Origin of the sequence: Pseudoclavibacter helvolus, from assembly GCF_014191305.1 — a bacterium.
GTDB classification, from domain to species: Bacteria; Actinomycetota; Actinomycetes; order Actinomycetales; family Microbacteriaceae; genus Pseudoclavibacter; species Pseudoclavibacter helvolus.
Window position 1 is genome coordinate 640,290 of sequence record NZ_JACHWJ010000001.1, and the last position, 20,300, is coordinate 660,589.

Sequence of the window (20,300 nt, forward strand, 5' to 3'; positions counted from 1 at the left end):
GAAGAAGTCGCGGCCGACGAGGGTCTAGTCTTCAGTTCCGATCGAGGAGAGAAACAGCGAGATGTCAGAACGCGAACTCATTCCCTGGAGCCGCTACGTCGCCCTCGGCGATTCCTTCACGGAGGGCGTCGGAGACCCGGAACCCACTGCTCCTGGCGGCCTTCGAGGCTGGGCCGACCGTGTCGCCGAAGAACTCGCCGCGCACCGCTCCGATTTCGCCTACGCGAACCTCGCCGTCCGCGGGCGGCTGCTCGATCAGATCGCCGAGGAGCAGCTCGAACCGGCTCTTGAGCTCAAGCCGGACCTCGTGACGATTTCCGCTGGCGGCAACGACATCATCCGCCCCGGAGCCGATCCAGACGCGATCGCCGCGCGCTTCTCGCGGCTCGTCGGCTCGCTGCGCAAATCAGGTGCAACGGTTGTCGTCTTTACTGGGGTCGACACCAAGTTCGCGCCAGTGTTCTCCTCGATGCGTGGCAAGATCGCGATCTACAACGAGCACATCCGCGGCATCGCCGAGTACCACGACTGCATCGTCGCGGACCAGTGGGCACTGCGGGCCATCCAGAGGCCGAGCATGTGGGTCAGCGACCGACTGCACCTCAACTCGTACGGGCACCACGAGGTGGCGCGAATGGTGCTCGACGCGCTTAACGTCGAGAACGAGCTCGTCGCTATGCAGCCAGCCCCCGCGCGGCCCGCCAGGTGGCGCGAGGCGCGCGCTCAGGACATGGTCTGGGCACGCGAGCACCTGGTGCCCTGGGTGCTCCGCCGACTCCGGAACGAGTCGTCCGGCGATAACGTGATCGCCAAGCGCCCGTTCGCGGAACCCTTCTCCTTCGGCAGGGACGACACGCCTACCCAGTGAGCGCGTAGAGCGCCACTGCGCTCGCCGCTGCGACGTTGAGCGAGTCGACTCCGTGGAGCATGGGGATCGTGACGGTGGTCGTCGCCGCGCTGAGTGCGCCGCGACTGAGCCCGTCCCCCTCGGTGCCGAGCATGATCGCGACGCGGTCGGGTCGGTTTGAGGCGTACTCGCGCAGCGAGACCGCGTTGTCGTCGAGGGCAAGCGCAGCGACGTCGAAACCGGCGTCGGCGAACAGCTTTGCGGCCTCCCCCCAGGCTGGGAGGCGCGTCCAGGGCACCTGGAAGACAGTGCCCATGCTGACTCTCACGCTTCGTCGATAGAGCGGGTCGGCGCACTCCTGGGTGACCAGCACGGCGTCCGCGCCGAGGCCCGCAGCGGCGCGGAAGACAGCGCCGACGTTCGTGTGGTCGACGAGATCCTCGAGGACAACCACGGTCTTCGCCCCGGAGAGGAGCTCGGCCGGGTCGCGGAGGGCAGGGCGGTGCATGGAGGCGAGCGCTCCCCGGTGCATCCGGAAGCCCGTGAGCTGCTCAAGCTGCTCGCTGGTGCCGACGAAGACAGGGACGTCAGGGAAGGGCTCGAGCAGCGGCTCGACGGTCGGCAGCCACTGCTCCATGAGCAGGAGCGACCGCGGCGTGTGTCCGGCGCGCAGGGCTCGCTCGATAACCTTCGGCGACTCGGCGATGTAGAGGCCGCCCTCTGGCTCGAGCCGCCTGCGAAGCGCGACGTCGGTCAGCCGGGAATAGTCGTCGAGTCCAGACTGTTCGAGTGAGCGGACGGATGGGGCCGCACGTGGCCAATCGGTCGGCTGGAGAGGGGTCAGGCGCATGGAGGCAATCCTGTCAGAAGCGAGCGGAGCCGGGGCGGCGCGGTCGCGAGTAGAAGGGCTCGCTCGTGCTGCCGACGTGCTCACGGATCGCACGTTCGCCGTGCTGACGGGCGCTGGCCTCTCGACCGACTCCGGCATCCCGGACTACCGCGGCGACGGCAAGGCGCCGCGGATCTCGCCTATGACGATCCAGCAGTTCATGTCGGACGAGTCGATTCGCCGGCGGTACTGGGCGGGCGCTGCAGTCGGTGCTGCTCGATTCGCCGGAGCCGAGCCGAACGCAGGCCACCTCGCGCTGGTCGAGCTCGAGCAGCATGGGGCCGCCACGGGTGTCGCCACCCAGAACGTGGATGGGCTCCACCTGCGCGCTGGGAGCCGAAACGTCGTCGAGCTGCACGGCAGCATGCGGACTGCGAGCTGCACCAATTGCGGCCATGAGATCTCGAGGGCGGCTCTGCTCGCGGACATCCTCGAATCCTCGCCAGGTATCGCCGAGCTCGCCGCGGACGCAAGCAGCCGACCCGACGGTGACGCCGACGCCAGCGGCACCGAGATCGAGACGCTGCCGTCCTGCCCCGTCTGCGGCGGCATCCTGCAGCCTGACGTCGTGATGTTCGGCGACGTCGTGCGCCCAGACGTCGCCGAGCGCGCCAGACAGCTCGTCGACGGGGCAGACGCCCTGCTTGTCGCGGGCACGTCCCTCGTCGTCAACACCGGGCGCAGGCTGGTCCACCGCGCTGTCGCCGCGAACAAGCCAGTCGTGCTGTTCAATCGCGGCGACGCCGCCATCGAGCACCTGGCGTCCGTCTACGTCGAAGGTGGAACCTCGGAGTCGCTCGCCGACCTCGCTGCGCGGCTCACTTCGGAGTCCTAGGAACGCGCCGAGCTGTCAGGCGCGGCGCAGCTCGGCTACCTGTCGGCACGCCTCGAGCAGCTCGGAGGCCGAGCGCTCCCACGCGTACTCCCCCGCCCGCCCCACTCCTGCTTCCGACGCGGCGCTCCACGCCGCGGGATCGTTCTGGAGCCGCCTGGCCATGGTGGCCAGCAGACCGGCATCGTCCGCAGGGAAGTACCGGGCCGCGGTTCCGCCGACCTCTCTGAAGATCGGGGTGTCGCTCACCAGGATGGGCGTGCCCGCAGACATCGCTTCCACGAGCGGGAGCCCGAAGCCCTCGCTCTTCGAGGCCGTCACGAGCGCTGTCGCTCCGTGGAGGAGCGACCGGTACTCTTCGTCGCTGACTCCCTGGTGGGCGACGATCGATCCTGCGGGTGCGATCGCCTCGAGCTCGGCCAGCGTGCGTGCATCCGCCTTCGAGCAGAGGTGGAGGCGCCAGCCAGGCAGGTCCCGCATGGCGCGAGCGAGCGTCTCCACGTTCTTGTACGGCATGAACGAACCCATGTAGACGAGGTTCGGCTCGCTCGGGGGCGTCGATCTGGGGGCGGAGGCGAACGCGGGGTCGGGTGCGTTGGGAACGAGCGGGATCGGTTTTCGAGTCAGCCTGTTGGCGCGCAACAGCTCGCGGGTTGTCGCCGAGACGACCGCCACCTGGTCGGCGCCTCGCAGGAGCAGCCGCTGCGGCCAGAAGGACAGGTGGTAGACGCGCCACAGTGCCCGGACGTACCAGGGCAGGAACTGCGGCGGTTTCGGGTGCTCGTAGTAGATGAGGTCGTGGATCGTCAGGATGAGGCCGTAGTCGCGCCCGATCGAGCCCATCGTCTGCATCGGGCTCACGACGACGTCAGGGTCCAGGCGGTTCACCTGTCTGGCTACGAGCGGCTCGACGGCCGAGGTGGGCGCGCTGATGAGCTCGTGTGGCAGGTCGGGCAGCATCGGTAGCTGCCGTTCGTCCGAGATGAGCATGGTCACTGGGTGCAGGGCGGAGAGCGCTCGAACGAGCTCTGCAGAGTATCGGGAGATGCCGTCGTGGCGGTCTATGCGCACGTAGCGGCAGTCGAAGAGGAGCTTCACCTCGTCCGCTCCGCGTCGTCCTCGACCCGTGCTTCGTTGATGCCTGTCTCGCCGTCGATGCCTGTCTCGCCGTCGATGAAGGTGGAGATGAGGCGGGCCGCAGCGATGGGAGTCTCGTAGTGCACGAGGTGGCCCGTGCCCGCGATGACATGCAGCGGCAGGTCCGCGACCCGGGCGAGCTCGAGTTGCGCCTCGAGCGGCGCGATGTCGTCGAGCGCACCTGCGATGAGCACGGTGGATGACGGGAGCTCGGTTGCATGCGCGAGCACGGAATCGGACACGGATGCTCTGAAGGCCGCGAGGAGCGTGTCCCGGTCGGAGAAGTCAGAGAAGTGGCGCTCGTGCTCGGCGTGGATCCAGGCCCGCAGCGGCTTCGACTTGGTCTTGGCCATGACCTCGCTCATGACGCGCGTGATGAGCGGATGGGACAGGAGGAGTTGACCGGCAGGCGCGGGGAGGCGGGAGCCGAGCCAGTAGTAGAAAATCGCGAGCCTCGTCAGGATCGCCTGCGGTCCTTCCAAGGCGGGCGACGCGATGGGGTTGACCAGGACGAGGCGACGCTCGCCGATGGCGGCTTGCCTGCGGGAGATCACGAGCGAGCCGAACGAATGACCGAGGACGATCGCGTCGCCCGCGGGGTCGACCTGCTCGAGGAAGGCCTCGAGCCAGGCCGAGTAGTCGTCGAGCGAGTGGCCACGCTCGAGCGGTGCCGACGCGCCGAACCCTGGCAGGTCGGGCGCGATGAAGCGAACCCGCGGGAGTCGCTCGACGACCGGAAGGAGCCCGTGGTGGGTGCCCCGGAAGCCATGCACCAGCACGACGGTCGCCGCTGCGTCAGCGGCGGCGGGGCCGATCTCCCACCAGGCGCACTCTGAGCCGAGGACGTGCGTCGTGTGGGCGAGCGACGGGGACTCAGGAGTGGCTGCGAGAGCTGAGGAAGGCATCGTGCAAGAGTGTACCGAGCAGGGCGGGAGGCCGTGCTCAGGCGCGTCCGTGCTCCGGCGGGGAACCTGCGTCTGCAAGATGACTTCGAGGTGGGATGAGGAAGCAATGACCGAGTGGACGAAGCGGATCGCGGTGTTCGACCTCGAGACGACGGGCATCGACGTCGAGAATGACCGGATCGTCACGGCCTTCGTCGGCCTGATCGACGGCGAAGGCACCGTCGAGCGCGGAACGGACTGGCTCGCTGACCCTGGTATGCCCATCCCGGAGCGCGCCGCCGCGGTGCACGGCATCACGACGGAGATCGCGCAGGCCGAAGGTCGCCCAGCTCTGGAAGTCGTCACGGAGCTTCGTGCAGCCCTCGACTGGATAGCGAGGCACCGGGTTCCCCTGGTCATCTACAACGCACCATACGACCTCACTCTGTTCGCTCGGGAGTGCGCGCGTCACGGCATCGAGCCGGTCGTGTTCACCGAGCAGGTCGTCGATCCTCTGGTCATCGACCGCGCGCTCGACCGCTACCGAAAGGGAAAGCGGACGCTCACGGACACGTCGATTTTCTACGGCATCGAGCTCATCGACGCCCACTCCGCAGGTGACGACGCCGTCGCGGCTGGTCAGCTCGCGCTTGCCCTCGCCGCGAAGTACCCGTCCGAGCTCGGCATCCCGCTGCCGGAGCTGCACACGAAGCAGATCACGTGGGCGGCAGATCAGGCTCGGGACTTCGAGGCCTACATGCGGGCGAACCGCGACCCAGACTTCACCGCCGACGGCGCGTGGCCCGTGCGCACGGCTCCCTGAGCCTCTGGCACGTCCGCACTGCGGCTCAAGTCGGCCGGTCGGCGGGACGCGCGGCAGTCGGCAGGAGACGCGAAAGGGCGGCACCGAATCGGTGCCGCCCTTTCGCGTGAGCAGGTGCTCGTCTGCGATGCAGAGAGACTACTTGCTGCCGCCGCCGAACTTTGCGTAGCGGTTCTTGAACTTCTCGACACGACCGGCCGAGTCCATGATGCGCTGCTTGCCCGTGTAGAACGGGTGCGAAGCGCTGGAGATCTCCACGTCGATGACTGGGTACGTGTTGCCGTCTTCCCATTCGATCGTCTTGGCGCTCGAGACCGTGGAACGGGTGAGGAACTTCTCCCCCGATGCGAGGTCGTTGAACACCACCGTGTTGTAGGTGGGGTGGACGTCAGCCTTCATAAGGGTTCCTTCAACGAGTTTGATGAGCAGAATCGGACCACGGGTCCTGAGCCAAAGAACAACTTTAGCAGATGAGGACGAGTGGGTGTCAGTTCGACGCGCGGGCGGCGTAACGGCCGTCCGCGTTCGTGACGTGCAGGGGAAGACCGAACGTAGTCTCGAGGTTCGCGCTCGTGAGCACTTCGGCAATGGGTCCAGCGGTGACGACCTTGCCCTCGCGCAGCAGCAGCACGTGGGTGATGCCCACTGGAATCTCTTCGACGTGGTGCGTGACCATGACGATGGCTGGCGCGTACACGCTCTGCGCGAAGCTGGAAAGCGCCGCGAGGAGGTTCTCCCGCGAACCGAGATCGAGGGACGCGCTCGGCTCGTCGAGCAGAAGCAGCTCGGGATCGGTCATGATCGCCCGTGCGATGAGCGTGCGCTTCTGCTCGCCGTCGCTCAGGGTGCCGAAGTCGCGCTCGGCGAATTCGCCGAGGTTCCACTCTTCGAGCACCCGCTGCGCGCGCCGCTCGTCGATCTCCTCGTAGTCCTCGTTCCACCTGCCCGTGACGGCGTAGGAGGCGGTGAGTGCCACGTCGATGACTCGCTCGTCGCCCGGGATGCGGCGCGCCATGGCGCTGGACGCGACGCCGATGCGCGGGCGCAGCTCGAAGACGTTCGTGCGTCCGAGACGCTCGCCGAGCACGTCGACCTGCCCCGTTGTCGGGTGCTGGGTCGCAGAGGCCAGCGAGAGGAGCGTGGACTTGCCTGCCCCATTGGGGCCAAGCACCGCCCAGCGCTCCGACTCGTCGACGTTCCAGGTGACATGGTCGAGGATCGGACGACCGTTGCGAACGACTGTTGCGTCGTTGAATTCGAGAACCGTTGCCATATGCCTAAGCCTAAACGCGGCTCACGTGCAGGCTTCGGCGGCGCACCGCGTCAGCCAACGAGCTGGTCGTAGATCGCGATGGTCTCGTCGCTGATGCGGCGCCACGTGAACTCGCGCTCGGCGCGTTCCCGTCCGGCCTTGCCGTAGCGTGCCGCCGTCTCGGGGTCGCTGACGACCTCCGTCAGGACTCTCGCGAGGTCGGCGACGAACTTGTCGGGGTCGACGGGCGTTCCCGTTCCGTCGGTGACCTGCTCGATGGGCACAAGCCGTCCCGTGACGCCGTCGTCGACGACCTCGGGGATGCCACCGGTCGCGGTGCCGACGACGGCGGTGCCGCAAGCCATGGCCTCGAGGTTCACGATGCCGAGCGGCTCGTAGATCGACGGGCAGGCGAACACGGTGGATGCGGAGAGGGCCGTCATGATCTCTCGCTTGCTCAGGTGCCGTGCGAGCCAGACGACGCCATCGCGTTCGGTCTGGAGCTGCTCCACGAGGCCGGAGACCTCAGCTTCGATCTCCGGAGTGTCAGGAGCGCCGGCGCACAGGATGACCTGTACCTCTGGTGGGAGTTCCCGAACGGCGCGCAGGAAGTACGGCAACCCCTTCTGTCGAGTGATTCGGCCGACGAACACAACAGCCGGACGATCGGGATCGATGCCGAGCTCGCGCGCCGCGTCGGGATCTTCCACTCGCTGCCAGGTGTCGAGGTCGATGCCGTTGTAGACCACTTCGACCTTCTCCGGGTCGAGGTTCGGGTATGCGCGGAGAATGTCGGCTCGCATCCCGTGGCTCACCGCGATGATGCGGTCCGCGTGTTCGTACGAGACCTGCTCGATCCAACTTGACAGGCGGTATCCGCCGCCGAGCTGTTCGGCTTTCCATGGACGCAGCGGTTCGAGGCTGTGCGCGGTGATGACGTGCGGGATGCCGTGCAGGAGCTTCGCCACATGGCCTGCGGCGTTTGCGTACCACGTGTGCGAGTGCACGAGATCGGCGCCCTCGATGTCGTTCGCGATCTCGAGGTCGGTGCCGAGGAAGCCGAGCGCGGGGTTCGCGGAACGCAGCGCCGGTGGCGTCGTGTAGGCGTACGTCTGCTGCTCGTCACGGGCCTCGCCGAAGCAGCGGACGTTGACATCGATGTCGCGCCTCATCGCCTTGACGAGCTCGGTGACGTGGACTCCTGCCCCGCCGTAGACGGCCGGTGGATACTCGCGTGTTACCAGATCTACTCTCACGGGCTACACGGTAGTACAGCGGGGCTGTGAACCCCTAAGCTTGAGTCATGTCACAGGCAAAGGTGTTCGGCATCGTTCTCGCTGGCGGTGAGGGGAAGCGGCTCATGCCGCTCACTGCAGACCGGGCAAAGCCCGCTGTGCCCTTCGCAGGCCAGTATCGACTCATTGACTTCGCGCTCTCGAACCTGGTGAATTCCGGGCTTCACAAGATCGTCGTCCTGACGCAGTACAAGTCCCATTCGCTGGACAGACACGTGTCGCACACGTGGCGCCTCCCTGCGATGCTCAACTCCTACGTCGCCTCCGTGCCGGCGCAGCAGCGGCTCGGCAAGCGCTGGTTCTCCGGTTCTGCCGACGCCATCAGGCAGAGCCTGAACCTCATCAACGATGAGTCGCCAGACATCGTCGTCGTGGTCGGCGCAGACCACGTCTACCGCATGGACTTCTCGCAGATGATCGACGCGCACATCGCGTCAGGGCGCAGCGCGACGGTCGCCGCAATCCGGCAGCCGATCTCCCTCTCCGACCAGTTCGGTGTCATCGACGTCGACCCGGACGACCGCACGCTCATCCGCGAGTTCCTCGAGAAGCCGGAGGACGCGCAGGGACTCCCCGACAGCCCAGGCGAGATCCTCGCTTCAATGGGCAACTACGTCTTCACGGCAGACAAGCTCGTCGAGGCTGTCATCCGCGACTCCACGCTCGAGGATTCGAAGCACGACATGGGCGGTGACATCATCCCGAGCTTCGTCGCTCAGGGTGACTGCGGCGTCTACGACCTCAAGGACAACGTCGTTCCCGGATCCACCGAGCGCGACCGCGACTACTGGCGCGACGTCGGCACGATCGACTCGTTCTACGACGCGCACATTGACCTCATCTCCACGCTGCCGATCTTCAACCTGTACAACGAGAAGTGGCCGATCTTCGCGCAGCAGCTGAACTCGCCACCCGCGAAGTTCGTCCGCGACAGCCGTGGCTCGACGGGAACCATGATCGACTCGATCATCTCGCTCGGCTCGGTCATCTCGGGTGCGCACATCGAGCGAAGCGTGCTCGGGCCGTGGGACAAGGTCGAGTCTGGGGCCGCAGTCGTCGACTCCATCCTCTTCGACCGAGTGAACGTGCAGGCAGGTGCCGTGGTGCGGCGCGCGATCCTGGACAAGAACGTCATCGTCAAGGAAGGCGCCTCTGTCGGCGTCGACCGTGAGCACGACCTTCGCCGCGGGTTCACGGTCACCGATTCTGGCCTCACGGTCGTGGAGAAGTTCGGGATCGTCGAGCCGTGACGTCGGGCACGGCCGCTCGCGCCCCGTTCCTGGTGCTCCTCGACGTGGACTCGACCCTGATCGAGGACGAGGTCATCGAGCTGATCGCCGACTACGCCGGTGTGACCGCAGAGGTGACCGAGGTCACCGAGCGGGCCATGGCTGGCGAACTCGATTTCGAGGAGAGCCTGCGTCATCGCGTGGCGTTGCTCGAGGGCGTCTCCGCGGCTGACGTCGCGTCGGTCGTCGATCGGGTCGTCGTCACCGAGGGCGTACCAGAGCTCGTTGCCGGCGTACACGATGCCGGGGGGTACATCGCAGCCGTGTCGGGCGGGTTCCACGAAATCCTCGATGAGCTCGCCGACAGGCTCGGGCTCGATCGGTGGCGCGCCAATCGGTTCGAGATCTCCGACGGAAAGCTCACAGGTCGGGTCTCCGGTCCCATCATCGGCCGTGAGGCGAAGCGCGAGACGCTGCTCGAATGGGCGGAAGAACTCGGTGTCGACCCATCGCGCACGGTCGCGATCGGCGACGGGGCCAACGACCTCGGGATGATGTCGGCCGCAGGACTCTCGGTTGCGTTCGACGCGAAGCCCGTGGTGCGCGAGCAAGCTCATGTGAGTCTCCCTGACCGTGACATGCGGCAAGTGCTGCACGTGCTCGGTCTGGCAGGCTGAAGCAAGAACGACAGGAGAAGGGCCGCGCGGATGCGCGCATCCGGTCGGCCCTTCGTCTGTGCTCTCGGCGAGACGCCGCTCGCTAGTGCCCCATGCCGAGCCCGCCGTCGACCGGAATGACGGCACCTGAGATGTACCCCGCGTCGTCGCTCGCGAGCCAAGCTGCCGTCTTCGCGATCTCGCCGACGCTGCCGTAGCGCGCGGCCGGAATCTGCGAGAGGTATTCCTTCTTCGTCTCCTCGGGGAGCACGGCGGTCATCTCTGTCTCGATGAACCCGGGGGCGATGACGTTGGCCGTGATGCCGCGCGAACCGAGTTCACGGGTCAGTGAACGCGCCATGCCGACGAGGCCCGCCTTCGCGGAGGAGTAATTGATCTGGCCCGGTGAGCCGAAGAGCCCCACGACGCTCGAGATGAAGATGACGCGACCGAAGCGTGCCTTGAGCATGCCCTTCGACGAGCGCTTCAGTACGCGGAAGACGCCGGTGAGGTTGGTGTCGATGACCTGCTGGAAGTCATCCTCGGACATGCGGAGGAGCAGGTTGTCCTTCGTGATGCCGGCGTTGGCGATGAGCACCTCGACGGCGCCGAACTCCTGCTCGACCGCCTTGAAGGCAGCGTCGACGCTAGCCGAGTCAGTGACGTCGGCCTGCACGGTGAGGGAGCCCTCCGGCCCGCCCTCCCCCGAGCGCGAGGTCACCGCGACGCGGTGCCCCAGGCTGACGAAGTGTGCGGCGATGGCGAAGCCGATGCCGCGGTTTCCTCCCGTGACGAGGACGGTTCTTTGGGTCATGCTGCTCCCTTGAGACGGTTCGCTCCAGTCTAGGGGCGAGGAGTAAGCTGATCAGATCGCCGAGAGGAGCACCTGCCACCGTGCGATCAACTACAACGAACGTCACCTCCATGGCGGTCAGCGAGTACGACGAGCGCGCCGCCCGCATGAAGAAGTACACCATCATGATGCTCATCAGGGTGGCCTGCTTCGTCGCGCTCATCTGGGTGCGGGGACCTTGGATGTTCGTCTTCGCAGCCGGTGCCATCTTCCTGCCCTACTTCGCCGTCGTCATCGCCAACGCCGCGACTCAGCGCCGCACGCGCAAGGTCGAGCGGCCCAACTTCCTGCAGCGCCGAGGTAAGCCGGATGCGTGACGGATTCGACCTGCTCGGCGCGCTGCAGAGCGGCGGCCTTGGCGCCGTCGAGGCAGAGCCGCGCTGCTCGCGCGCGGCGTGCGGCGCTGACGCGACGACTCGACTCGTGTGGCGGAACCCTCGCATCCACGACGAGTCGCGTCGCAAGGTCTGGCTCGCGTGCGACGAGCACGCTGGCTACTTGGAGGGGTTCCTCCGCCAGCGTGACTTCCCGGTAGCGGCCTCCCCGATTTCGGCTGGCCCTCTCGATGACGTGGACGGGCACGCGTGAGCGGCGAGCGTCGCTGGCGTTTCGCATTCTCGAAGCGCTGGCTCGGCTACCTCGGGCTGCTCATCGTGTTCGCCATAGCGTGCGGCTTCCTGAGCCACTGGCAGTTCGAGCGTCGCGACGAGCGCGTCTCCGAGAACGCTCGCATCACGGGCAACTTCGACCGTGAACCCGTGCCGCTCGAGGACGAGCTCGCCGCACTCGACGACTTCACGATCAATCAGGAGTGGACGCCCGTGTTGATGGAGGGCAGGTACCTCACTGACGAGCAGCTGCTCGCGAGGTCACGCCCGCACAACGGCCTCCCCGGCTTCGAGATCCTGACGCCGTTCGAGACCGAGGACGGCCGCGTGTTCATCGTGAACCGCGGCTGGATCCCGACGGGCGACGCGCAGGACTCCCCCGATCACGTGCCAGCGGCCCCTGCAGGGGACGTCACGGTCGTGGCGCGCCTCAAGCCTGGCGAGCCGGAGATCCCAGGCCGCAGCGCCCCCGCCGGTCAGATCGCGACCATCCACCTGCCGCAGTTCGCGGATGAGCTCGGCACCGACCGCGTCTACACGGGCGCCTACGGCCTGCTGTCCGCCGAGCGCCCAGCGACGGAGACCGGCGCGCTCACGGCCAAGCCCGCGCTGACGGAGGGCAACCACCTCTCCTACGCGTTCCAGTGGATCATCTTCGCGATCATCGCGCTGCTCGGCCTCATCTTCGGACTGCGCGCCGAGTACCGCGACCGCAACCCCGATGATCCCAAGGTCCGCCAGGCCATTGCCCGCGAACGTGAGCGAGCCGGGAAGCGTCGGAAGACTGACGCCGAGATCGAGGACGAGCTCCTCGACCGCGCTGGCGGCTGAACCGGCGCGGGCAACCGCGCATACAGCGAAGCGCATGCCCCGAGTGGGAGCATGCGCTTCGTGCTGCGGCGCGGAGCCGTGGCAGGTACCGGCTAGTTCATCGTGATGAGGTCGAAGTAGTCGGGCGTCCAGTGGTCTTCGACGCCGTCCGGCATGATGAGCACACGTTCGGGGTTGAGCGCCGCAACGGCGCCCTCGTCGTGGCTGACCAGCACGACAGAGCCCTCGTAGTGAGCGAGGGCGTCGAGGATCTGCTCTCGGCTGAGCGGGTCCAGGTTGTTCGTGGGCTCGTCGAGGAGGAGCACGTTGGCACTGGATACGACGAGCATCGCCAGCGCGAGCCTGGTCTTCTCCCCTCCGGACAGGACGCCCGCGGGCTTGTGCACGTCGTCTCCCGAGAACAGGAACGAGCCGAGCACCTTGCGCGCCTCGGTCTCCGTGAGATGGCTTGAGACGCTCACCATGTTCTGCAGCACGCTGCGGGCGACGTCGAGCGTCTCGTGTTCCTGGGCGTAGTAGCCAATCTTGAGGCCGTGCCCTGGCTCGAGCGCACCCGTGTCTGGCTCGTCGACGCCGGCGAGCATCCGCAGGAGCGTCGTCTTTCCCGCTCCGTTGAGGCCGAGGATGACGACGCGCGATCCGCGGTCGATGGCGAGATCGACGGCGGTGAAGATCTCGAGCGAGCCGTACGACTTCGAGAGGTTGGAGGCGCGCAGCGGCGTCTTGCCGCACGCGGCGGGCGTCGGGAAGCGGAGCTTTGCGACGCGGTCTGCGACGCGAACCTCCTCGAGCCCAGAGAGCATCTTTTCGGCGCGTCGGGCCATCTGGTGCGCCGCGGTGGCCTTCGTTGCCTTGGCGCCGAACTTGGCGGCCTGCTGCTGGAGCACTGTCGCCTTCTTCTCGATGTTCGCGCGCTCTTTCTTGCGGCGCTCCTGGTCGGCCTCCCGCTGGCGCAGGTAGTGCTTCCAGCCCATGTTGTAGACGTCGATGACCTGCCGGTTGGCGTCGAGGTAGAACACGCGGTTGACGGTGTCCCCCACGAGCTCGACGTCGTGGGAGATCACGATGAGCCCGCCCGAGTAGCCCTTGAGGAACTCGCGAAGCCAGATCACCGAGTCGATGTCGAGGTGGTTCGTGGGCTCGTCGAGGAGCATCGTCTCAGCGCCGGAGAACAGGATGCGCGCGAGTTCGATGCGTCGACGCTGTCCACCGGAGAGTGTCTGCAGTTCCTGGTCGAGGATGCGGTCAGGCAGCTTCAGGTTGCTGGCGATCGCGGCGGCCTCGGCTTCGGCAGCGTAGCCGCCGAGCGCGAGGAAGCGATCGTCGAGGCGCGAGTACTTCTTCATCGCGGCTTCCTGCTCGGCGGGGCTGCCTTCCGCCATGGCCACCGTTGCCTCGTCGATGCCGAGACGGAGCTCTCCGAGCCCTCTGGCGTCAAGGATGCGCGTGCGAGCCGTCTGCGTCGGGTCGCCGCTGCGCGGGTCCTGCGGCAGGTAGCCGATCTCTCCACGCCGCTCGATCTTGCCAGCGGTCGGCAAGGTGTCCCCCGCCAGGATCTTGGTCAGCGTCGTCTTACCGGCACCGTTTCGGCCAACGAGGCCGATCTTGTCGCCAGCGGCAACACGAAAGTCGACTCCCGACATGAGGGTGCGGGCACCCATGGTGATTTCGAGGTCATGTACGGCGAGCAAGAAGTGAGTCCATTCGGTGGGGTGCGGGAGAGTTCTGTGGTGAGGAGCCGAGGACGATCGGGTCTGGCCTCGGAAGCAACCGGGGCTGCCCCGGAACCGACAACCTCCCTAGTCTAGACGAGACGCGGAAGAGCCCCGCCGGGGCGGGGCTCTTCGCAGTCAGGGCGTCGGTCAGATGTTGAAGCCGAGTGCGCGCATCATGTCGCGCCCGTCGTCCGTGATCTTCTCAGGTCCCCACGGCGGCATCCAGACCCAGTTGATGACGAAACGCTCAACCGCGCCATCGAGTGCCTGTGCCGTCTCGGACTCGATGACGTCGGTAAGCGGGCAACCCGCCGAAGTGAGCGTCATCGAGATGACGAGCGCGTCGGAGTCGTCGTCCCAGTTCAGGTCGTAGATGAGTCCCAGGTCGACGATGTTGACGCCGAGCTCCGGGTCAACGACCTCCTTGAGCGCCTCTTCGATCTCGTCGTAGCGTGTCGCTTCGAGTGTCGTCAGTGCCATGGCGAAATCCTACGCCTCGACCTGCTGCGCGAGGTAGCGGTCGTAGCCCTCGTTCTCGAGGCGGTCGGCAAGCTCGGGTCCGCCCTGGTCTGCGACCTTGCCCGCGACGAACACGTGCACGAAGTCCGGCTTGATGTAGCGGAGGATGCGCGTGTAGTGCGTGATCAGAAGCACACCGAGGCCGGTGTTCTCCTTGACGCGGTTGACGCCCTCGGACACGATGCGCAGCGCATCCACGTCCAGGCCAGAGTCGGTCTCGTCGAGCACGGCGAACTTCGGCTTGAGGAGCTCGAGCTGGAGGATCTCGTTGCGCTTCTTCTCTCCGCCGGAGAAGCCTTCGTTGACGTTGCGCTCGGAGAACACCGGGTCCATGCGGAGTGCAGCCATGGACGCCTTGACCTCCTTGAGCCACGGGCGCAGGGGCGGAGCCTCGCCCGCAACGGCGGTCTTCGCCGTGCGGAGGAAGTTGGCGACCGTGACACCCGGGATCTCGACGGGGTACTGCATCGCGAGGAAGAGCCCAGCCTTGGCGCGCTCGTCGACGGACATCTCGAGGACGTCCTCGCCGTCGAGCGTGATCGAGCCGCTGGTCACCTCGTACTTCGGGTGGCCCGCGATCGTGTAGGCGAGAGTCGACTTGCCGGAGCCGTTCGGCCCCATGATGGCGTGGATCTCACCCTTGTTGATCGTCAGGTCGACACCGCGGAGGATTTCCTTGGTGCCCTGGTCGGTTTCGACCGTGACGTGGAGGTCGGATATCTGCAGCGTGGACATGTGCTAGCTCTTCTCCTCGAAGATTGGAGTGGGGTCGATGTAGATGTCGCCCTCTTGCACCTGGATGCGGTACACGGGCACTGGTTCGTAGGCGGGGAGGCTGCGGGGCCAACCGGTCTTGAGCGAGAACTGAGAGCCATGCGCCCAGCATTCGATCGAGTCGTCCTCCACGAAGCCCTCGGCGAGCGAGATGTCTCCGTGCGAGCACCGGTCCCCGAGAGCGAAGAGCTCACCGGCCGAGTCTCGGACGACGCAGATGGCCTGACCCTCGATCTCGAAGCGCTGAGGCGCCTCGACTTTCACGTCGTCTGCCGCGCAGAGACGCACCGAGGTCATCGCTCAGCGACGAGCAGAGGGCTTGCACCCTCGTTGAGCTCGCGTTCGAGCGCGTCCCGCAGGTGGGTGGCGATCTCCTCGTTGCCGATCTGCTGAACGATCTCGTTGAGGAAGCCGTGCACGACGAGTCGGCGACTCATGGCCTCGGAGATTCCGCGGCTCATCAGGTAGAAGAGCTGCTCGTCGTCGAAGCGACCCGTGGCGGAAGCGTGGCCAGCCCCCTCGATGTCTCCGGTCTCGATCTCCAGGTTCGGGACGGAGTCGGCGCGGGTGCCTTCGGAGAGCACGAGGTTGCGGTTCTGCTCGTAGGAGTCGGTGCCAGGCGCGTTGCGGCGGATGAGGACATCCCCGATCCACACGGCCCTGGCGCCTTGGCCCTGCAGAGCGCCCTTGTAGTTGACGCGGCTGCGAGTGTGCGGAGCGTTGTGGTCAACGAAGACCTGGTGCTCGAGGTGCTGCCCCGCATCTGAGTAGTAGAGGCCGTAGAGCTCGCCGTCGGCGCCCTGCGCGTTGAGCTGAAGCGTCGGGTTCAGGCGGACGATGCCGCCTCCGAGCGAGACCACGATGTGCTTGATGAACGCGTCCCGGCCCACCGAGACGAAGTGCGTCGAGAGGTGCTGTGCCGAGTCTTCCCACTCCTGCATGGAGACGACCGTGACGTTCGCGCCGTCACCCACGAGGATCTCGACGTTCTCGGCGACCGTCGCCTCCCCCGTGTGGCGCAGGATGATGAGGCCCCTGGCGTGCGGCTTGATGTCAACCACGACGTGGGCGGCCGAAGCCGCCGAGCCGAAGCCCTTGCGGTCGAGGACAAACTGCTTGTCGTCCTCACCAGAGACCTCGACGAGGAGCGCCTCCTCGAAGTTCGTCCAGGCATTGGCCGACGCGCGGTCCTCTGGCTTGCCGGCAGAGCCGATCCGCGCATCCGAACGAGGAATCCAGCTCACGGTGACACCGTCGGTCTCCGCGAACTCGAGTTCGGAATGGCTTGCTACGAGCTCGCCGTTGATAAGCGCGTCGAGCTTCGCGACGGGGGTGTACTTCCACTCGATCTCGCGGCCGCTGAGCGGCGCGAAGTCGGCGAAGTCGAAGGAGGTGAATCGCTCCGACCTCGTCTGCACCGGGACCTCGGAGCCTGGCCCGTGGCTGTGCTTGTTGAGACCGAGCGGGTTGATCTGCTCGCTCGTCACCTGCGTCGTCATCTAGCCGACCGATCCTTCCATGCTCATCTCGATGAGCTTGTTGAGTTCCAGCGCGTACTCCATCGGCAGCTCTCGCGCGATGGGCTCGATGAACCCGCGCACGATCATGGCCATCGCCTCGGTCTCAGGGAGGCCACGGCTCATGAGGTAGAAGAGCTGCTCCTCCGACACCTTCGTGACGGTCGCCTCGTGGCCGAGCTGGACGTCGTCCACCCGGATGTCGATCGCGGGGTACGTGTCGGAGCGCGACTGCGTGTCGACAAGCAGTGCGTCGCAGACCACGCTGTTCGAGGAGTGGTGCGCCTTGGCATCGATGCGGACCTCGCCTCGGTAGCCGGCTCGTCCCCCACCTCGCGCGATCGACTTCGACGTGATCGACGACTGCGTGTACGGCGCCATGTGGATCATCTTGGCGCCGGCGTCCTGGTGCTGGCCGGGACCAGCGAAGGCCACCGACATGGTCTCGCCCTTGGCGTGCTCGCCGACCAGGTAGATCGACGGGTACTTCATCGTGACCTTGGAGCCGATGTTGCCGTCGACCCACTCCATCGTCGCGCCCTCTTCGGCGATCGCGCGTTTCGTGACGAGGTTGTAGACGTTGTTCGACCAGTTCTGGATCGTCGTGTAGCGAACGCGTGCGTTCTTCTTCACGATGATCTCGACGACCGCCGAGTGCAGGGAGTCGGACTTGTAGATGGGAGCCGTGCAGCCCTCGATGTAGTGCACGTAGCTGCCCTCGTCGGCGATGATCAGCGTTCGCTCGAACTGACCCATGTTCTCCGTGTTGATGCGGAAGTAGGCCTGCAGAGGGATCTCGACGTGGACGCCCTTCGGCACGTAGACGAACGAGCCACCAGACCACACCGCTGTGTTGAGCGCCGCGAACTTGTTGTCGCCCGAAGGGATGACCGTGCCGAAGTACTCCTCGAAGAACTCCGGGTGCTCGCGGAGCGCTGTGTCGGTGTCCATGAAGATGACACCCTGCTTCTCGAGCTCTTCGTTGATCTGGTGGTAGACGACCTCGGACTCGTACTGGGCCGCGACGCCTGCGACGAGGCGCTGGCGCTCAGCGTCAGGGATGCCGAGCTTCTCGTACGTGTTCTTGATGTCGTCTGGCAGGTCTTCCCACGTCTGGGCCTGCTTCTCCGTCGAACGAACGAAGTACTTGATGTTGTCAAAGTCGATGCCGGAGAGATCAGCTCCCCAGTTCGGCATCGGCTTGCGCTCGAACATCTTGTAGCCCTTGAGACGCGTCTTGAGCATCCACTCCGGCTCGTCTTTCAAGCGTGAGATATCGGCGACGACGGCATCGTTGATGCCTCGCTTCGCGGATGATCCCGCTACGTCGGAGTCAGCCCAGCCGAACTCGTAACGGCCAAGGCCCTCGAGTTCTGGGCGATCGATCAGGACATCTGACATGTCTGCCTCGTCTCTCTCATCTCTGAAGTCGTTCTGCACGCACGGCTGCATCTCTGGCTTGTCGCCCTCGATCGTCTCGCGCGTGGGGTCTTCGGCCGGTGGGCCCGCGGCTGCTCCGGCAGACGGCGTGCGTCTACCTCTCGTAGAATGGAACCCGCGAGGGGCCTCCATTGTTCCCTGCGCCGCGATTCGGGCGCACGTCCCGAGCGAAGACAACAACTTCTATCCTACGCCAGACAACCTCGGCGTCTGAAAGGCAATCGTGACCGCGCAAGTCGCTCCCGTCCGTCCCCCACGCGCGGAGGCACTGCGCGCGCGACTGATGCCGACGAGCATCACGAGGTACACGCGGTTTCTCGCGTGGGCGAGCCTCGTGGCGAACATCGCCATCGTCGGCACCGGCGGCCTGGTGCGGCTCACGGGCTCCGGGCTCGGCTGCCCCACCTGGCCGTACTGCACGGATGAGTCCCTCATCAACACGCCCGAGATGGGCATCCACGGCATCATTGAGTTCGGGAACCGCACGCTGACGGGCGTCCTTGCCATCATCGCGCTCCTGCTCTTCCTCGCGGTCCTCCGTGCCCGCCCGCACGGGATGCGCCTCGCCGTTCCCGCCTTCGCGATCGGCGTGCTCATCATCGTCCAGGCGATCGTCGGTGGCATCACCGTGCTCACGGGCCTCAACCCCGACATCGTCGGGTTCCACTTCCTCATCTCCGGACTCATGGTCGCTCTCGCGGCTGTCCTGCTCTTCCGCGTGCGCAGCGGCGTGCCGGTCCCTGAAGTGGGTACTCGCCTCGACGTGAGCCGGGCGGGCCTCGTGCTCACGCTGAGTGTCGTCGTGAACGTCTGGGTCTGGGTGACGGTCTTCGTCGGCACGCTCACGACCGGATCCGGCCCGCACGCGGGTGACTCCGGTTCGGCCAGGAACGGTCTCGACCCAGTGATCATGCAGCACGTCCACTCGTGGCCCGCATACATCCTGCTCGCGTGCACGCTCGCCTTCGTTGTGCTCTCCGCCGTCCGCGGGTTCACCGCCACGCGCGGGGTCTCGTTCTGGCTCCTCGGTCTCATATTTGCGCAGGCGGTCGTCGGCATCTGGCAGGCTCGGACGGGGCTGCCAATCGGGCTCGTGATCGTGCACGTGGTGCTCTCGGTCACGACGATCGCCGTCGCGACCACCGCCGTCGCCACAATCCGCCGCGAGGGGCGCCCCGGACGCGTCTGAGGCACGCGAGAGCGAACCGGATACAGCTCAGCCCCGACGAGAGAATCTCTCGTCGGGGCTGATTGCTGTGTGCTCAGAGTTAGGAGAGCAGCGGGTCGATGCCCACGGCGACGAAGACGAGCGTGAGGTACGTGATCGAGAGGTGGAAGACCTTCATGGGCTTGCCACCCTTGCCCGTGATCGTGCGGTAGTAGAGCACGTGGGCCTCGTAGAGGAACCAGCCCCCAGAGAGCAGGGCTACCGAGGTGTAGAGCCAGCCCATGCCCGCGATCGGAACAAGCAGGAGCGAGCAGATGACCGTCGCCCACGCGTAGAGCACGGTCTGCAGTGAGACGGAGAGTTCGCCTTCGGTGACGGAGAGCATGGGAACACTCGCCTTGGCGTAGTCGTCGCGGTACTTGACCGAGAGCGGCCAGTAGTGGGCTGGCGTCCAGAGGAAGATGATGGCGAAGAGCACAAACGGAGCCCAGCTGAGCGAGTTGGTGACTCCAGCCCAGCCGATGAGCACCGGCATGCAGCCTGCCACTCCGCCCCAGATGATGTTCTGCTCGGTACGGCGCTTGAGCACGATCGTGTAGAAGACGACGTAGAGCAGGATCGCCCCGACGGAGAGCGCCGCGGTCAGCGGGTTGGCGACGAGCCACAGGACAACGGTCGAGAGGATGCCGAGGGCAAACGCGAAGACGAGCGCCTCGCGGTCAGAGAGCTCACCCGTGACGAGTGGTCGCTTCGCCGTGCGCTTCATGAGGCGATCGATGTCACGGTCGATGTAGCAGTTGAACGCGTTTGCGCTCCCCGCCGACATCGCACCGCCGAGCACCACGCCGAGCACAAGCCAGAGGTTCGGCACGCCACCCTGGGCGAGGAACATCGTCGGGACCGTCGTGATGAGCAGGAGCTCGATGATCCGGGGCTTCGTCAGCGCCACATATGCCCGAGCCTTGCGTCCGAAAGACGTCCGCTGCGGGGGTGCGACAGCCACTAGTTCATCGACAGACAAAGCCACCAAG

Annotated in this window: 23 protein-coding genes; 9 read left to right on the forward strand and 14 right to left on the reverse strand. The window is 66.2% G+C overall.

Annotation, left to right across the window (positions count from 1 at the left end; all coding sequences use genetic code 11):
* The first annotated feature begins 61 nt into the window (after positions 1 to 61).
* Positions 62 to 868, forward strand: a complete 807-nt coding sequence (locus tag FHX72_RS02890; RefSeq protein ID WP_183622938.1) for an SGNH/GDSL hydrolase family protein — start codon at positions 62 to 64, stop codon at positions 866 to 868.
* Here FHX72_RS02890 and FHX72_RS02895 read toward each other — a convergent pair.
* Complete coding sequence (locus tag FHX72_RS02895; protein WP_183622940.1) at positions 858 to 1,697, reverse strand: TrmH family RNA methyltransferase; 840 nt, start codon at positions 1,695 to 1,697, stop codon at positions 858 to 860. The two genes, FHX72_RS02890 and FHX72_RS02895, sit on opposite strands and share 11 nt — an antisense overlap.
* Here FHX72_RS02895 and FHX72_RS02900 point away from each other — a divergent pair.
* Entirely contained in the window at positions 1,696 to 2,571 is an 876-nt protein-coding gene (locus tag FHX72_RS02900; RefSeq protein ID WP_183622942.1) for a Sir2 family NAD-dependent protein deacetylase, read from the forward strand. The genes FHX72_RS02895 and FHX72_RS02900 overlap by 2 nt on opposite strands.
* A 15-nt stretch (positions 2,572 to 2,586) precedes the next feature.
* Here the strand turns inward: FHX72_RS02900 and FHX72_RS02905 are convergent, their stop codons facing one another.
* Positions 2,587 to 3,666 (reverse strand): glycosyltransferase, encoded by a 1,080-nt coding sequence (locus FHX72_RS02905; protein WP_183622944.1) that lies wholly within the window; start codon positions 3,664 to 3,666, stop codon positions 2,587 to 2,589.
* A complete protein-coding gene (locus FHX72_RS02910) occupies positions 3,663 to 4,610 on the reverse strand; it encodes an alpha/beta fold hydrolase (protein WP_183622946.1) in 948 nt (315 codons plus the stop codon). Before FHX72_RS02910 ends, FHX72_RS02905 begins: the two co-directional genes overlap by 4 nt.
* Before the next feature lie 106 nt (positions 4,611 to 4,716).
* Here FHX72_RS02910 and FHX72_RS02915 point away from each other — a divergent pair, with 106 nt between their 5' ends.
* Positions 4,717 to 5,412: an exonuclease domain-containing protein gene (locus tag FHX72_RS02915; protein ID WP_068481962.1), complete on the forward strand. Its 696-nt coding sequence runs from the start codon at positions 4,717 to 4,719 to the stop codon at positions 5,410 to 5,412.
* A gap of 138 nt (positions 5,413 to 5,550) precedes the next feature.
* On the opposite strand, the gene FHX72_RS02920 is transcribed toward FHX72_RS02915, so the two are convergent.
* The 3 genes from FHX72_RS02920 to glgA form a co-directional block, all read right to left on the reverse strand.
* On the reverse strand, positions 5,551 to 5,811 hold the full coding sequence (locus tag FHX72_RS02920) for a type B 50S ribosomal protein L31 (RefSeq protein ID WP_068481959.1): 261 nt from the start codon (positions 5,809 to 5,811) through the stop codon (positions 5,551 to 5,553).
* Between the two features lie 88 nt (positions 5,812 to 5,899).
* A complete protein-coding gene (locus FHX72_RS02925) occupies positions 5,900 to 6,685 on the reverse strand; it encodes an ABC transporter ATP-binding protein (protein ID WP_068481955.1) in 786 nt (261 codons plus the stop codon).
* Between the two features lie 50 nt (positions 6,686 to 6,735).
* A complete protein-coding gene (gene glgA, locus FHX72_RS02930; protein WP_068481952.1) occupies positions 6,736 to 7,920 on the reverse strand; it encodes a glycogen synthase in 1,185 nt (394 codons plus the stop codon).
* A gap of 47 nt (positions 7,921 to 7,967) precedes the next feature.
* On the opposite strand from glgA, the gene FHX72_RS02935 reads away from it, so the two are divergent.
* Entirely contained in the window at positions 7,968 to 9,209 is a 1,242-nt protein-coding gene (locus FHX72_RS02935) for a glucose-1-phosphate adenylyltransferase (RefSeq protein WP_183622948.1), read from the forward strand.
* Positions 9,206 to 9,865, forward strand: a complete 660-nt coding sequence (gene serB / locus FHX72_RS02940) for a phosphoserine phosphatase SerB (protein WP_338110026.1) — start codon at positions 9,206 to 9,208, stop codon at positions 9,863 to 9,865. Before FHX72_RS02935 ends, serB begins: the two co-directional genes overlap by 4 nt.
* A gap of 82 nt (positions 9,866 to 9,947) precedes the next feature.
* On the opposite strand, the gene FHX72_RS02945 is transcribed toward serB, so the two are convergent.
* A complete protein-coding gene (locus tag FHX72_RS02945; RefSeq protein ID WP_183622950.1) occupies positions 9,948 to 10,658 on the reverse strand; it encodes a beta-ketoacyl-ACP reductase in 711 nt (236 codons plus the stop codon).
* An 80-nt stretch (positions 10,659 to 10,738) separates the two neighbouring features.
* On the opposite strand from FHX72_RS02945, the gene FHX72_RS02950 reads away from it, so the two are divergent.
* The 3 genes from FHX72_RS02950 to FHX72_RS02960 are packed head-to-tail and all read left to right on the forward strand — an operon-like array spanning position 10,739 to position 12,136.
* A complete protein-coding gene (locus FHX72_RS02950) occupies positions 10,739 to 11,014 on the forward strand; it encodes a DUF3099 domain-containing protein (RefSeq protein WP_156475790.1) in 276 nt (91 codons plus the stop codon).
* Positions 11,007 to 11,285 carry an acetone carboxylase gene (locus tag FHX72_RS02955; RefSeq protein ID WP_235812763.1) on the forward strand — a complete coding sequence of 93 codons (279 nt, stop codon included), beginning with the start codon at positions 11,007 to 11,009 and terminating at the stop codon, positions 11,283 to 11,285. The genes FHX72_RS02950 and FHX72_RS02955 overlap by 8 nt, the downstream gene beginning before the upstream one ends.
* Positions 11,282 to 12,136 (forward strand): SURF1 family cytochrome oxidase biogenesis protein, encoded by an 855-nt coding sequence (locus tag FHX72_RS02960; protein ID WP_183622952.1) that lies wholly within the window; start codon positions 11,282 to 11,284, stop codon positions 12,134 to 12,136. The genes FHX72_RS02955 and FHX72_RS02960 overlap by 4 nt, the downstream gene beginning before the upstream one ends.
* Before the next feature lie 92 nt (positions 12,137 to 12,228).
* Here FHX72_RS02960 and FHX72_RS02965 read toward each other — a convergent pair whose 3' ends face one another.
* The 6 genes from FHX72_RS02965 to sufB all read right to left on the reverse strand — a co-directional run bounded on the left by FHX72_RS02965 (position 12,229) and on the right by sufB (position 18,062).
* On the reverse strand, positions 12,229 to 13,827 hold the full coding sequence (locus FHX72_RS02965) for an ABC-F family ATP-binding cassette domain-containing protein (RefSeq protein WP_068481932.1): 1,599 nt from the start codon (positions 13,825 to 13,827) through the stop codon (positions 12,229 to 12,231).
* 171 nt (positions 13,828 to 13,998) lie between these two features.
* A complete protein-coding gene (locus FHX72_RS02970) occupies positions 13,999 to 14,331 on the reverse strand; it encodes a metal-sulfur cluster assembly factor (protein WP_068481929.1) in 333 nt (110 codons plus the stop codon).
* 9 nt (positions 14,332 to 14,340) lie between these two features.
* Positions 14,341 to 15,105 carry a Fe-S cluster assembly ATPase SufC gene (gene sufC / locus FHX72_RS02975; protein WP_068481926.1) on the reverse strand — a complete coding sequence of 255 codons (765 nt, stop codon included), beginning with the start codon at positions 15,103 to 15,105 and terminating at the stop codon, positions 14,341 to 14,343.
* A gap of 3 nt (positions 15,106 to 15,108) precedes the next feature.
* Positions 15,109 to 15,441 (reverse strand): non-heme iron oxygenase ferredoxin subunit, encoded by a 333-nt coding sequence (locus FHX72_RS02980; RefSeq protein ID WP_183622954.1) that lies wholly within the window; start codon positions 15,439 to 15,441, stop codon positions 15,109 to 15,111.
* The gene (gene sufD, locus FHX72_RS02985; protein WP_183622956.1) at positions 15,438 to 16,643 is read right to left on the reverse strand and encodes a Fe-S cluster assembly protein SufD; all 1,206 of its coding nucleotides are present in this window, start codon (positions 16,641 to 16,643) and stop codon (positions 15,438 to 15,440) included. The genes FHX72_RS02980 and sufD overlap by 4 nt, the downstream gene beginning before the upstream one ends.
* Positions 16,644 to 18,062: a Fe-S cluster assembly protein SufB gene (gene sufB / locus FHX72_RS02990; RefSeq protein ID WP_068482031.1), complete on the reverse strand. Its 1,419-nt coding sequence runs from the start codon at positions 18,060 to 18,062 to the stop codon at positions 16,644 to 16,646.
* Between the two features lie 262 nt (positions 18,063 to 18,324).
* Here sufB and FHX72_RS02995 point away from each other — a divergent pair, with 262 nt between their 5' ends.
* Complete coding sequence (locus FHX72_RS02995; RefSeq protein WP_338110027.1) at positions 18,325 to 19,290, forward strand: COX15/CtaA family protein; 966 nt, start codon at positions 18,325 to 18,327, stop codon at positions 19,288 to 19,290.
* 79 nt (positions 19,291 to 19,369) lie between these two features.
* Here the strand turns inward: FHX72_RS02995 and FHX72_RS03000 are convergent, their stop codons facing one another.
* Complete coding sequence (locus tag FHX72_RS03000) at positions 19,370 to 20,272, reverse strand: heme o synthase (RefSeq protein ID WP_244157503.1); 903 nt, start codon at positions 20,270 to 20,272, stop codon at positions 19,370 to 19,372.
* Positions 20,273 to 20,300: the final 28 nt, after the last annotated feature.

What these genes read in the sequence shown, in the direction of transcription:
- FHX72_RS02955 (WP_235812763.1), top strand. Translation starts at nt 11,007, where the DNA reads ATGCGTGACGGATTCGACCTGCTCGGCGCGCTGCAGAGCGGCGGCCTT.
- FHX72_RS02970 (WP_068481929.1), bottom strand. Translation starts at nt 14,331, where the DNA reads ATGGCACTGACGACACTCGAAGCGACACGCTACGACGAGATCGAAGAG.
- FHX72_RS02925 (WP_068481955.1), bottom strand. Translation starts at nt 6,685, where the DNA reads ATGGCAACGGTTCTCGAATTCAACGACGCAACAGTCGTTCGCAACGGT.
- FHX72_RS02890 (WP_183622938.1), top strand. Translation starts at nt 62, where the DNA reads ATGTCAGAACGCGAACTCATTCCCTGGAGCCGCTACGTCGCCCTCGGC.
- sufB (WP_068482031.1), bottom strand. Translation starts at nt 18,062, where the DNA reads ATGTCAGATGTCCTGATCGATCGCCCAGAACTCGAGGGCCTTGGCCGT.
- sufC (WP_068481926.1), bottom strand. Translation starts at nt 15,105, where the DNA reads ATGTCCACGCTGCAGATATCCGACCTCCACGTCACGGTCGAAACCGAC.
- FHX72_RS02895 (WP_183622940.1), bottom strand. Translation starts at nt 1,697, where the DNA reads ATGCGCCTGACCCCTCTCCAGCCGACCGATTGGCCACGTGCGGCCCCA.
- FHX72_RS02900 (WP_183622942.1), top strand. Translation starts at nt 1,696, where the DNA reads ATGGAGGCAATCCTGTCAGAAGCGAGCGGAGCCGGGGCGGCGCGGTCG.
- FHX72_RS02980 (WP_183622954.1), bottom strand. Translation starts at nt 15,441, where the DNA reads ATGACCTCGGTGCGTCTCTGCGCGGCAGACGACGTGAAAGTCGAGGCG.
- FHX72_RS02915 (WP_068481962.1), top strand. Translation starts at nt 4,717, where the DNA reads ATGACCGAGTGGACGAAGCGGATCGCGGTGTTCGACCTCGAGACGACG.
- FHX72_RS02935 (WP_183622948.1), top strand. Translation starts at nt 7,968, where the DNA reads ATGTCACAGGCAAAGGTGTTCGGCATCGTTCTCGCTGGCGGTGAGGGG.
- FHX72_RS02945 (WP_183622950.1), bottom strand. Translation starts at nt 10,658, where the DNA reads ATGACCCAAAGAACCGTCCTCGTCACGGGAGGAAACCGCGGCATCGGC.
- FHX72_RS02910 (WP_183622946.1), bottom strand. Translation starts at nt 4,610, where the DNA reads ATGCCTTCCTCAGCTCTCGCAGCCACTCCTGAGTCCCCGTCGCTCGCC.
- FHX72_RS02920 (WP_068481959.1), bottom strand. Translation starts at nt 5,811, where the DNA reads ATGAAGGCTGACGTCCACCCCACCTACAACACGGTGGTGTTCAACGAC.
- sufD (WP_183622956.1), bottom strand. Translation starts at nt 16,643, where the DNA reads ATGACGACGCAGGTGACGAGCGAGCAGATCAACCCGCTCGGTCTCAAC.